The sequence below is a fragment of the Streptomyces caeni genome, assembly GCF_042678285.1.
Lineage (GTDB): Bacteria > Actinomycetota > Actinomycetes > Streptomycetales > Streptomycetaceae > Streptomyces > Streptomyces caeni.
In genome coordinates this window covers 1-11,665 of the sequence record NZ_JBHUDX010000043.1, presented here as the reverse complement: position 1 = coordinate 11,665, position 11,665 = coordinate 1, and the positions used below count along the sequence as shown (strand labels likewise).

The following is an 11,665-nucleotide window of genomic DNA, read 5'->3' as shown; positions in this document are numbered from 1 at the left end:
GCCGGACCCGCCGAGCCGGAGGCGGAGCCCGGCCCGGACTCGGCACCCGGCTCGTTTCGCTCAGCGACTGCGCCCCCTTCAGGCCCGCGGGGCCCAGGCCCGGCGGACCCCGAACCGGGCGTCGGCCCGGCCGCGCCGGCGGTCGGCGCGGAGGGCGGACTCCGCTGTCGCAGTGGCCGGCCGGTCCCCCCACGTCACCGAACCGCGATCACCGCCGATCCATGTCCGAACAGCCCCTGGTTCGCGGTGATCCCGACGCGGGCACCGGCCACCTGCCGGTTGCCCGCATCCCCCCGCAACTGCCAGGTCAGCTCGCACACCTGGGCGATCGCCTGGGCCGGGACGGCCTCCCCGAACGAGGCCAGTCCACCGCTGACATTGACGGGTATGCGTCCACCGAGGGTCGTGACACCGTCCCGCAGCAACTTCGCCGCCTCGCCTTCCCCGCACAGCCCCAGGTCCTCGTACCACTGCAGTTCCAGGGCGGTGGACAGGTCGTACACCTCGGCGAGGGAGAGGTCATCGGGGCCGATCCCCGCCTCCTCGTACGCGGTCCGGGCGATCGACGCGCGAAACGACGCGCCCGTCGGCTCCACCGCGGACGCCGAGTCCGTCGCGATGTCGGGCAGATCCAGCACCGTGTTGGGATAGCGCGGTGTCACCGTGGACACCGCCCGGATCCGCACCGGCTCGGCCGCCCCGTGCCGCCGCGCGAAGTCCATGCTCGACAGGACGAGCGCCGCCCCGCCGTCGGACGTCGCACAGATGTCGAGCAGCCGCAGGGGATCGGCAACGACCGCGGAGGCGGAGACCTCCTCGGCGGTGACCCGCGCCCGGTAGCGGGCGTTGGGGTTCAGCGCCCCCAGGGCGGCGTTCTTCACCTTGACCTGTGTGAAGTCGTCCAGCGTGTCGCCGTGGACGGCCATCCGCCGGCGCGCGTACAGCCCGAAGTACGCCGGATTGGTCGCCCCGAGGACCCGGAACCGCAGCCAGTCCGGATCGTCGGGCCGTTCTCCGCCGGCCGGGCGGAAGAACCCTTTGGGCGCCGAGTCCGCCCCGACCACGAGTACGACGTCCGCGAGCCCCGCCAGGATCTGTGCCCGCGCCGCGCCCACGGCCTGGGCCCCCGACGCGCACGCCGCGTACACGCTGGCGACCCTCGCCCCCTGCCAGCCGAGCGCCTTGGCGAACGTCGAGCCCGCGACATATCCGGGATAGCCGCCCCGCACCGTGTCCGCTCCCACGATCGAGCCGACGTCCCGCCAGTCGACCCCCGCGTCGGCGAGCGCCGCCCGTGCCGCCACCGTCCCGTACTCGACGAAGCCGTGTCCCCACTTGCCCCATGGGTGCATGCCCGCGCCGAGCACCGCCACGTCGTCCGTCACGCCGCCACCCCCGTCGGCCGCCAGTTCCATGTCGTCCAGGTCGTCTCCGCGTCCTCGTGCAGCACCCCGGGGACGGCCTCCACCTCCATGCCCACCGCCAGGTCGGCGACGGTCACGCCCGGGGCCGCCTGCCCGAGCACCACGATGCGCTCCGCTTCCAGCTCCACCGCGATCAACGCGTACGGCTGCCACGGAAGTTCCGGATTCGTCACATAGGGTGACGGTGGCTGGTAACGAGTGTCGGTGTACGACCAGATACGTCCGTGCTTGGACAGGGGGACTTCTGTGAGATCGCCATGCCCGCACGAGGGATTGCGGCACGCGAGGTCCTCACGCGGAAAGAACACCGACCCGCACGCCGAACACCGTGTGCCGACGAGGCGGAAGTCGTCCCCGTCGCCGGCGAACCATCCGGCCACCACGGGGATGCGGACACGCGACATGGTTCCTCCGGGTGTCATGTCTGACGGCTGTACCCGACGACTAACTGACGGTACGTCAGAAAGTCAGTCTGCCACGGGTTCCGGTGAATCGGCAGGCGTCGCCGGGAACCGCTTCCACCGCCGCCCCGACGACTGGTAAATGCAAAGGGCATGACACGACTCTCCGTCGCGATGCGAGGCATCGTCACCGCGCTGGCCGGGCTCCTGGCCGTCACATGCGCATCGGCCACCGCCCAGGCCGCTCCCGGACCCAGCGCTCCCGCGGACTTCGTCGCGCTCAGATCGGTGGACCCGACGATCCTCCAGGACATCCGCTACTTCACCCCGCACAACTTCGTCGGACGGCGCATCGACGGCTACCGGCAGCCGCTGTGCATGCTCACCCGCCCCGCGGCGCGGGCCCTGCACAAGGCGCAGACGAGGCTGCTGCGCCAGGGCTACACGCTCAAGGTGTACGACTGCTACCGGCCGCAGCGAGCCGTGGACCACTTCGTGCGCTGGGCCAAGGACCTCGACGACCAGAGGATGAAGACCGAGTTCTATCCGCAGGTCGACAAGACCCGGCTGTTCGCGGACGGTTACATCGCGGAGAAGTCAGGGCACAGCCGCGGCTCCACCATGGACCTGACGATCGTGCGGCTCCCGGCCGGGCCGACCCGGCCATACGTCCCGGGCCGGCCGCTCGTGCCCTGCTACGCGCCCAGGGACCAGCGCTTCCCCGACAACTCCGTGGACATGGGCACGGGCTTCGACTGCTTCGACACCCTCGCCCACACCGACAACCCCCGGATCGTCGGGGAGCAGCGCGCCAACCGGGAGCTGCTGAAGGGCACCCTGCACAAGCTGGGCCTTGTCAACCTCGCCGAGGAGTGGTGGCACTACACCTACGAGCCGGAGCCGTACCCCGACACCTACTTCGACTTCCCGGTGTCCCCGGCATCGCTCGCGCCGTCCCGTTGAGCCTCCCCGGGAAGACGCCGGACAGGTGATCGGATACAGTCCGGCACGTGTCCGAATCCCCGTTCCCATCCGCCGACTCCGTGCCGGGCTCCCATTGTTCGAGCTGCGGAGCGCCCTATGGAGAGGGCCTTTCCAGCTGGCCCCGCGCCTGCGCCGCCTGCGGCACCGTGGCCTACCGGAACCCGCTGCCCGTAGCGGTGGCCCTCCAGCCGGTGTACGACACCAAGGGCACCGCCCTGGTCGTCATCACACGAACCATCCCTCCCGCGCGCGGGGGCGTCGCCCTTCCCGGAGGGTTCATCGAACACCGGGAGGACTGGCGGCAGGCCGTCGTGCGTGAGCTCAAGGAGGAGACCGGCATCGACGCGGCCGGCCGCGATGTGCGGCTCGTCGACGCGATGAGCTCGCCCGACGGCCACCTGCTGCTGTTCGGGCTCCTCCCCGAGCGCCCGGCCGCCGACCTCCCGCCGCCCGCGTGCACGGACGAGACCGAGGGGTGGCACCTGCTGCGGCGGCCCGCCGAACTCGCCTTCCCCCTGCACACGCTGGCGGTACAGGGGTGGTTCGACGGACGCTACGTGTGACCGGGGCGGGACGGCGCCTGTGCCCGTCCCGCCGGCCAGGCCGGGGCCAGGGCGGCCACCCGCGCGGGGCCGCCAGGACGATACGCCGGACGGCCCCGCACCGACCGCGTCATCCCTGGCCGAGACCCCGTATACGCACCGGCCGAGCGGGCTCGCTCCGGCCCTCGTCCCCCTCCCGCCGGACCACCACACGCCGTCCCTTCCACCGCGTCACGTACCGCTCGATCTCCGGTTCGTCCCAGCCGTCGCCCATGGCCGGCACCACCAGCCCCTCGCCCGACCGCCCCCGTGCGGGCGCCCACGCCTCCAGCTCCAGACCCCCGCCCCGGCCGCGCACCGGCAGGACGGCACCGGCCCGCGCCAGCACCGGGATCCGTGCCAAAGGCGCGTCGACCAGCACCCGCCCCGGCCCTTCGTACGCCTTCTCGGTCGCCGTGTCGTACCACCGCCCCCTCGGCAGCGGCACCGACCGCCGCTCCGCTCCGGGATCCAGCACCGGTGCCACCAGAAGGCCGTCTCCCAGCAGGAAGGCGTCCTCGCAGTCCCTCAGGAGCCGGTCATCGGGTTCTCCCCACCACAGGGGCCGCACATAGGGCGCGCCCGTGCGCCGCGCCAGATGCGCCAGCGTCACGAAGTACGGCAGCAGACGGTGCCGCTCGGCGAGCGCCGCGCGCGCGTGCTCCAGGACGTCGCCGCCGAACTCCCAGGGCTCCCGGCGCCCGGCCCGCAGACTCGCGTGCGTGCGGAACAGCGGCAGGTACGAGGCGAGCTGGAACCAGCGCAGATACAGTTCCGGCGAAGGACTCCCGTCGAACCCGCCCACGTCCGGCCCCGAGTACGGCACTCCGCACAGCCCGAGCCCCATCACCAGCGACAGCGAGGCGCGCAGACCGGGCCAGCCCGTGGCCACATCACCCGACCACGTCCCCCCGTACCGCTGCATCCCCGCCCACCCGGAGCGGGAGAAGAGGAACGGCCTCTCGTCGGGGGCGAGTTCCCGCAGCCCCTCGTACGCCGCCCGGGCCATGCACAGCGCGTACACGTTGTGGGCCTCCCTGTGGTCGCCGCCGCGCCCCTCCAGCACGTGCCGGGACGAGCGGGGCAGGGTGTTCTCCCCGAACGCAGTGAACGACACCGGCTCGTTCATGTCGTGCCAGAAACCCGCGAAGCCCTGCCCCAGACGCTCCTCGTAGAGCCCGCCCCACCACCGCCGCACACGCGCGTCCGTGAAGTCCGGATAGACCGCCTCACCGGGCCACACGACCCCTTCGACGACCCGCCCCGTCGCGTCCCGCACGAACGCGTCCACGGCACGCCCGCCGTCGTACACGGCGTCGCCCGGCTCGGCCTTGACCGCCGGGTCGACGATCGACACAAGCCGGATCCCGTCCCGTCGCAGCTCCTCGGCGAGCAGCGGCAGCTTGGGGAAGGCGTCCTGGTCGACCGTGAACACCCGGTGGCCGTCGTAGTGGTCGATGTCCAGATGCACGGCGTCCAGCCGAAGGCCGCGCTCCTGGTAGCCCGCGACGATCCGCCGCACCTCCTGCTCGCCGCCGAAACCCCACCGCGCGTGCTGGTACCCCAGCGCCCACGCCGGCGGCAGCGCGGCCGCCCCGGTCAGCGACGCCCAGACCAGCAGCACACGCGCGGGAGTGCCGACCATCACCCAGCAGCGCAGCGGCCCGCCGTCCATCCGTATCTCGCAGGTGCCCGCCCGGTCGTGCCCGGAGCCCGCGCCCTCCTCACCCTCCCGCAAGGTCACCGTGCCGTCCCAGGAGGTGTCGTGGAACACCAGGTGCGTGGCCGCGTCCGCGACCACCAGGTGCACCGGCATGGTGATGTACAGCGGATCATCGCCGGGCCCGAAGGGACGTCCGGGGTCCGTGTTCCACAGCCGGTACGTGCCGTCACGCAACCGCGGCCCCGACGCCCGCCCACCGAGCCCGAAGAACCGGGCGTCCGGTGTCACCTCGGACCGCTGCATCCAGCGTGCACCGCCCCCCTCCGCCGGCTCCCACCAGCGGGGCGGCAGATCACGGCGCAGGGTCACCCCACCGGGCGTCTGGACCTCGATCGCGCCGTGCCGCGACACCACGACCGTCACGCGTTCCGCCACGACCCGCCAGCCGCCGTCCTTGTCCGGCTCCAGCACGGCCCGGGGATCCGGCTCGGGACCGGAGCCGGCGAGCGCGTACGACGGTTCGGGCCCGGCCCCGTCCCAGCCCCAGAACACGCCCCCGTTCACGGCGACCATGATCCGCAGTTCCGACCGGGCGAATCGCACGACGCCACCGCCCGGCCCGGGCTCCACGCCCTGCACGAGCCCGGGCACCCGCGCCCGCTCCACGCCCCGCCGCGGCAACCCGGTCGCGTCGGCGCGTCTTCTGCGCCACGCGGCCCGCACCATGCGCACGCCCTGTGCCGCACCCCCCGAACCGACCGCCCTCACCGAACGCACCAGGTCACGACCGTCCATGCTGCTCACCCTGCCATTGACGTCCCCGCACAGGGGCGCCGTTCAACTGTCGTTCACCCATGGCACGAGCACATCTTCACGATGCCGACTATGTGGGGCACACCCTGGTGCAGAAGTCGATCACATGGCATCGTCCCTGTCAGCCGCGTGACGCGCACACCCCGCTCGTGCGCGACTCACGCACACGACGCGTACAGCCCGGGAGCCGCCCCATGACCTCAGCGAACGCCACTCCGCTCTGGCAGCCCGATGCCGACCGCATCGCCCGGGCGCAGATCACCAGGTTCCAGACCTGGGCGGCCGAACACCACGGAGCCCCCTCCGAGGGCGGCTACGCGGCACTGCACCGCTGGTCGGTGGACGAACTGGACACCTTCTGGAAAGCCGTCACCGAGTGGTTCGACGTACGGTTCTCCACACCCCCCACGCGCGTCCTCGGCAGCCGCGCCATGCCGGGCGCCGAATGGTTCCCCGGGGCGACCCTCAACTACGCCGAACACGCCCTGCGCGCGGCGGCCACCCGCGCCGGCGAACCGGCCCTGCTGGCCGTCGACGAGACCCACGAGCCCCGCCCGGTCACCTGGTCGGAGCTGCGCAGCCAGGTCGGCTCCCTGGCCGCCGAGCTGCGCGCCCTCGGCGTGCGCCCCGGGGACCGCGTCAGCGGCTACCTCCCGAACATCCCGCAGGCCGTCGTCGCCCTGCTCGCCACGGCCGCCGTCGGCGGCGTGTGGACCTCCTGCGCACCCGATTTCGGCGCCCGCAGCGTCCTGGACCGCTTCCAGCAGGTCGAGCCCGTCGTCCTGTTCACGGTCGACGGCTACCGCTACGGGGGCAAGGAGCACGACCGCCGCGAGACCGTCGCCGAACTGCGCCGCGAACTGCCCACCCTGCGCGCCGTCGTCCACATCCCGCTCCTCGGCACCGACGCCCCCGAGGGCGCTCTGGAATGGTCGGCCCTCACCTCCGCGGACGTCGAGCCCGTCTTCGAACAGGTTCCGTTCGACCATCCGCTGTGGGTGCTGTACTCCTCGGGCACGACCGGCCTGCCCAAGGCCATCGTCCAGTCCCAGGGCGGCATCCTGATCGAGCACCTCAAGCAGCTCGGTCTGCACTGCGACCTCGGCCCCGGGGACCGCTTCTTCTGGTACACGTCCACCGGCTGGATGATGTGGAACTTCCTCGTCTCCGGCCTTCTGACGGGAACCACGATCGTCCTCTACGACGGCAGCCCCGGCCACCCCGACACCGGCGCCCAGTGGCGCGTGGCCGAGCGCACGGGGGCCACCCTGTTCGGCACGTCCGCCGCGTACGTCATGGCCTGCCGCAAGGCGGGCGTGCACCCGGCACGGGACTACGACCTCGGACGCGTGCAGTGCGTGGCGACGACCGGCTCGCCGCTGCCGCCCGACGGCTTCGGCTGGCTGCACGACGAGGTCCGCGACGACCTGTGGATCGCCTCGGTCAGCGGTGGCACGGACGTGTGCTCCTGCTTCGCGGGAGCGGTACCGACCCTCCCCGTGTACATCGGCGAACTCCAGGCGCCCGGTCTCGGCACCGACCTGCAGTCCTGGGACCCGGCCGGGAAGCCCCTCACCGACGAGGTGGGCGAGCTGGTCGTCACCAACCCGATGCCCTCGATGCCGATCCGCTTCTGGAACGACCCCGACGGCAGCCGGTACCACGACAGCTACTTCGACATGTATCCGGACGTCTGGCGCCACGGCGACTGGATCACCCTCACCTCCCGCGGCTCCGTGGTCATCCACGGCCGCTCCGACTCCACCCTCAACCGGCAGGGCGTCCGTATGGGCTCGGCCGACATCTACGAGGCCGTCGAGCGCCTGCCCGAGATCAAGGAATCCCTCGTCATCGGCATCGAGCAGTCAGACGGCGGCTACTGGATGCCCCTCTTCGTCCACCTCGTACCCGGGGCCGTCCTGGACGACGCCCTCCTCACCCGCATCAAGCAGACCATCCGGGACCAGCTCTCACCGCGCCATGTTCCCGACGAGATCATCGAGGTCCCGGGCATCCCTCACACCCTCACCGGCAAGCGCATCGAGGTCCCCGTCAAGCGCCTCCTCCAGGGCACCCCGCTGGAGAAGGCCGTCAACCCCGGCTCCATCGACAACCTCGACCTGCTCCACTTCTACGAGGACCTGGCGCGCAAGCGCGGCTGACCCCGGCGGCACTGTCAGTGCCGCCGATTACGGTGAGTGAGCATAGATCGACCTTCCGTAGGGGGAATCATGCCGCACACCGAGCACTCGACCATGCGACGCGTCCTGCGCCGCGAAATCGCGGGAACCATCGGCCTGCTGACCGACGAGCACGACTTCACCGCGATGCGGCGCTACCGCACCTTCACCTTCCACGACCACACCACGTACCTCCGGCAGGTGGAGGACCTGCTCAGGTCCCTGGCCGCAGAGGGCGGCCACACCACGGTGGCCCTCTTCGACCCGGAGCAGTACGCACAGTTCTGCGCCGACAACGGCCTGGAACCCGACGCGCCGGCCAGCCGCGCCCGCTTCACGGCGGGACTGGCCGCCACGGGACCCACCGTCCCCTACGAGGGACAGCCCCTGGCCGAACTCGTCCCGGACCTGCTCGACGAAGCCGTCCGCCAGTCCACCTGGCAGTACGCGACGGCAGTCCTCGCCCACCTCGGAGACTGCGCCTCCTGCGGCGAGGACATCGGACGCGGCGCCTTCGCACACGCCCACCGTCTCCTCACCCGCGTCCTCGACACGGCGAGCCCCGGCCACCTCCACCTCGTGTGCAGCGTCTCGGCGGCACCGCAGACACTCGTCGCGGTGCTCAACGCCGACGCGGACACCGGTGGCGTGACCCGTCTCGACGAGACCGACGCCCTCGAATTCACCACCGTCCTCGCCCTGGGCATCGCCACCGACTGTGCCGGTGGCCTCGTCATGCGCACCACGGCACCCGGCACGACGGACCGGGTCTACGGATGGCGCCTGCGGAGAGGGCGACTGGAACCGCTCAGCGCGGCCGAGGTCTTCGACGCCTACTGCACCGACATCGAGTCCGGTGACCTCGTGGCCCCGGAATCCGGCGTCGACTACTGCGCACCACCCGACCTCGGGGACGACCCGCAACCGACCGACCACACCCATTGAGGCACGCCTCCCGAACCCGAGGGAGCCCGGACGAACCAAGGGCGCCCCACCCACGGGTGGAGCGCCCCTCGTCGCACGGCCACGCCTCCGGCTACTCCCCGGACAGCACCGCCTGAGCCGCCGTGCGCGCGTCGTCGGCGGTGTCGGCGGCACGCGCGGCCGCCGCCGCACGCTCGCACTGCGCCAGCGTGTACTTGGCCAGCGCGGCCCGGACGTAGGGAATCGATGCCGCGCCCATCGACAAGGAGGTGACACCCAGACCGGTCAGCACACACGCCAGCAGCGGGTCCGAAGCCGCCTCGCCGCAGACTCCGCAGCCCTTGCCCTCGGCCTGCGCCGCCTCGGCGGACAGCGCGACCAGGTCGAGCAGCGCCGGCTGCCACGGATCCTGCAGGCGCGACACGGCACCAACCTGACGGTCGGCGGCGAACGTGTACTGCGCGAGGTCATTGGTCCCCAGCGACAGGAACTCGACCTCCTGCAGGATCGAGCGCGCCCGCAGCGCGGCCGAGGGGATCTCCACCATGGCGCCGAACTTCGCCCGCAGCCCGGCCTGCCGGCAGGCGTCGGCGAACGCCTTCGCATCGGTGCGGTCGGCGACCATCGGCGCCATCACCTCAAGGTAGACCGGCAGCCCCTCCGCGGCCTTCGCCAGCGCGGTCAGTTGCGTACGCAGCACCTCGGGGTGGTCCAGAAGCGTCCGCAGGCCGCGCACACCCAGCGCGGGGTTGGGCTCGTCCGCGGGGGTGAGGAAGTCCAGCGGCTTGTCCGCGCCCGCGTCCAGCACCCGCACGACCACGCGGCCCTCCGGGAAGGCCTCCAGAACCTCCCGGTACGCCTTGATCTGCTTCTCCTCGGACGGCGCCCTCGTGCTGTCGTCCAGGAAAAGGAACTCCGTACGGAACAGCCCGACACCCTCGGCACCGGCCTCGACAGCGGCCGGAACGTCGCCGGGACCCCCCACGTTCGCCAGCAACGGCACCCGGTGGCCGTCGGCGGTGGCCCCCGGCCCGGTCGAGGCTGCAAGGGCGGCCCTGCGCTCGGCCGCCGCGGCCTGGAGCCGCTCCTTCTTCTCGTCGCTCGGGTTCACGAATATCTCGCCCGTGCTTCCGTCGACGGCGATCACCGTGCCCTCGGCCAGCTCGCCGGCGCCCGGCAGCGCCACGACGGCCGGAACACCGAGGGCCCGAGCCAGGATCGCGCTGTGGCTGGTCGGTCCGCCCTCCTCGGTGACGAACCCGAGGACCAGCGACGGGTCCAGCAGCGCCGTGTCCGCGGGTGCGAGGTCCCGCGCCACGAGCACGTACGGTTCCTCGCTGTCCGGAACGCCCGGCATCGGCACCCCGAGGAGGCGGGCGACGATACGGTTCCGGACGTCGTCGAGGTCGGCCACACGACCCGCGAGGTACTCCCCGGCGGCCGCGAGCAGCTCACGGTACGCGGCGAACGCGTCGTACACCGCCCGTTCGGCGGTGCTGCCGACGGCGATACGGCGTTCCACGTCCGCCATCAGCTCGGGGTCCTGGGCCATCAGGGCCTGGGCCTCCAGGACGGCCTGGGCCTCGCCACCGGCCAGATTGCCGCGCGCCGTCAGATCCGCCGCCACGGCATCCACGGCCTTGCGGGCGCGCCCCTGTTCGCGCTCCGCCTCCTCCGCGGGGATCTGCTTCGCCGGGGGCTCGAGCACCGCCGTCCCCATGTGCCGAACTTCGCCGATCGCCACCCCGTGGCTCACACCGACGCCTCGCAGCGTTGTCTCCATCTCACCCGTCTCCGATTCGTGCGGCGGGTCCCGCCACCGCGATGGTTGTCCGATTGCCGTGCAGTACGGCGATGACGTCAGCTCCAGGCGAAGAGCTGGTCGCCCGCCTTCACATCGCCGTCCTCGCGCAGACCGGAGAGGGAGTCGGCCGTGGCCTCCAGCGCCACCACCGGGCACACCGGCGACTTGCCCGCCAGCTCGACCGCGGTGGGGTTCCAGCGCACGACGGCCTGACCACGGGTGACGGTGTCCCCCTTGGTGACGAGCAGCTCGAACCCCTCACCGTTGAGCTGCACGGTGTCAATGCCCAGATGGGTCAGCACGCCATGACCGTCGGCATCCACCACGACGAAGGCGTGCGGATGCAGCGAGACGATGACCCCGTCCACGGGGGAGACGGCCTCGGAGGGCTCACGCACGGGGTCGACCGCCACACCGGGCCCGACCATCGCCCCCGAGAAGACCGGGTCGGGCACCGCGGACAGTCCGATCGCGCGTCCTGCGAGGGGTGACGTCACAGTGGTCATGGGAAGCCTCCCAGGGGTGGAGTTCAGATGTGGCCGTCACTGCTTGTCCCGGACGGCGCACTGGGCAGCAGGGTATGTCATATGAAGTGCGGGTTCCGCATGAGTTGTAGGGGTTGGCGGCCTGGCGACGCGACACAGCTGATTTGCAGTGCTCGATGGCCGCGTGTACAGTCGTACCCCTGCTTGAGGCCGAGCGATGCGACCAAGCATCATTGCCTGGCAGCACCAAACTTGTCGGATCCTATCTCGGGGTCCCTGTCTGCATGTCCGCAGGCGGGTGGTTCGGAGACAGGGAAAAACACTGATAGAGTTTGGAACACCGAAGGGAAGCGCCCGGAGGAAAGCCGTGAGACTGGTTCTCGTGGTGAGTACGAAGGAAGCGTCC

General features: G+C 71.7%; 9 protein-coding genes. 4 read left to right on the top strand and 5 right to left on the bottom strand.

Annotated features, from left to right (window positions below; genetic code table 11):
* Nucleotides 1-194: 194 nt before the first annotated feature.
* Complete coding sequence (locus tag ACFSL4_RS15745) at nt 195-1,385, bottom strand: lipid-transfer protein (RefSeq protein WP_381082916.1); 1,191 nt, start codon at nt 1,383-1,385, stop codon at nt 195-197.
* Entirely contained in the window at nt 1,382-1,807 is a 426-nt protein-coding gene (locus tag ACFSL4_RS15740) for a Zn-ribbon domain-containing OB-fold protein (protein WP_381082926.1), read from the bottom strand. The genes ACFSL4_RS15745 and ACFSL4_RS15740 overlap by 4 nt, the downstream gene beginning before the upstream one ends.
* A 171-nt stretch (nt 1,808-1,978) precedes the next feature.
* On the opposite strand from ACFSL4_RS15740, the gene ACFSL4_RS15735 reads away from it, so the two are divergent.
* Both ACFSL4_RS15735 and ACFSL4_RS15730 read left to right on the top strand, forming a co-directional pair.
* On the top strand, nt 1,979-2,788 hold the full coding sequence (locus ACFSL4_RS15735) for a M15 family metallopeptidase (RefSeq protein ID WP_381082914.1): 810 nt from the start codon (nt 1,979-1,981) through the stop codon (nt 2,786-2,788).
* 47 nt (nt 2,789-2,835) lie between these two features.
* Nucleotides 2,836-3,372: an NUDIX domain-containing protein gene (locus tag ACFSL4_RS15730; RefSeq protein ID WP_381082912.1), complete on the top strand. Its 537-nt coding sequence runs from the start codon at nt 2,836-2,838 to the stop codon at nt 3,370-3,372.
* Between the two features lie 109 nt (nt 3,373-3,481).
* Here the strand turns inward: ACFSL4_RS15730 and ACFSL4_RS15725 are convergent, their stop codons facing one another.
* Entirely contained in the window at nt 3,482-5,848 is a 2,367-nt protein-coding gene (locus ACFSL4_RS15725; RefSeq protein WP_381082910.1) for a glycoside hydrolase family 31 protein, read from the bottom strand.
* Nucleotides 5,849-6,060: 212 nt separating this feature from the next.
* Between ACFSL4_RS15725 and ACFSL4_RS15720 the strand changes: the two genes are divergently transcribed.
* Both ACFSL4_RS15720 and ACFSL4_RS15715 read left to right on the top strand, forming a co-directional pair.
* On the top strand, nt 6,061-8,028 hold the full coding sequence (locus ACFSL4_RS15720) for an acetoacetate--CoA ligase (RefSeq protein WP_381082908.1): 1,968 nt from the start codon (nt 6,061-6,063) through the stop codon (nt 8,026-8,028).
* Between the two features lie 69 nt (nt 8,029-8,097).
* Nucleotides 8,098-8,991: a hypothetical protein gene (locus ACFSL4_RS15715; protein WP_381082906.1), complete on the top strand. Its 894-nt coding sequence runs from the start codon at nt 8,098-8,100 to the stop codon at nt 8,989-8,991.
* 91 nt (nt 8,992-9,082) lie between these two features.
* On the opposite strand, the gene ptsP is transcribed toward ACFSL4_RS15715, so the two are convergent.
* On the bottom strand, nt 9,083-10,753 hold the full coding sequence (ptsP, locus tag ACFSL4_RS15710) for a phosphoenolpyruvate--protein phosphotransferase (protein ID WP_381082904.1): 1,671 nt from the start codon (nt 10,751-10,753) through the stop codon (nt 9,083-9,085).
* Nucleotides 10,754-10,830: 77 nt separating this feature from the next.
* Nucleotides 10,831-11,280 carry a PTS sugar transporter subunit IIA gene (locus ACFSL4_RS15705; protein WP_381082902.1) on the bottom strand — a complete coding sequence of 150 codons (450 nt, stop codon included), beginning with the start codon at nt 11,278-11,280 and terminating at the stop codon, nt 10,831-10,833.
* Nucleotides 11,281-11,665: the final 385 nt, after the last annotated feature.

Coding starts and splice junctions, on each gene's coding strand:
- ACFSL4_RS15715 (WP_381082906.1), top strand. CDS start 8,098: ATGCCGCACACCGAGCACTCGACCATGCGACGCGTCCTGCGCCGCGAA.
- ACFSL4_RS15725 (WP_381082910.1), bottom strand. CDS start 5,848: ATGGACGGTCGTGACCTGGTGCGTTCGGTGAGGGCGGTCGGTTCGGGG.
- ACFSL4_RS15735 (WP_381082914.1), top strand. CDS start 1,979: ATGACACGACTCTCCGTCGCGATGCGAGGCATCGTCACCGCGCTGGCC.
- ACFSL4_RS15720 (WP_381082908.1), top strand. CDS start 6,061: ATGACCTCAGCGAACGCCACTCCGCTCTGGCAGCCCGATGCCGACCGC.
- ptsP (WP_381082904.1), bottom strand. CDS start 10,753: ATGGAGACAACGCTGCGAGGCGTCGGTGTGAGCCACGGGGTGGCGATC.
- ACFSL4_RS15705 (WP_381082902.1), bottom strand. CDS start 11,280: ATGACCACTGTGACGTCACCCCTCGCAGGACGCGCGATCGGACTGTCC.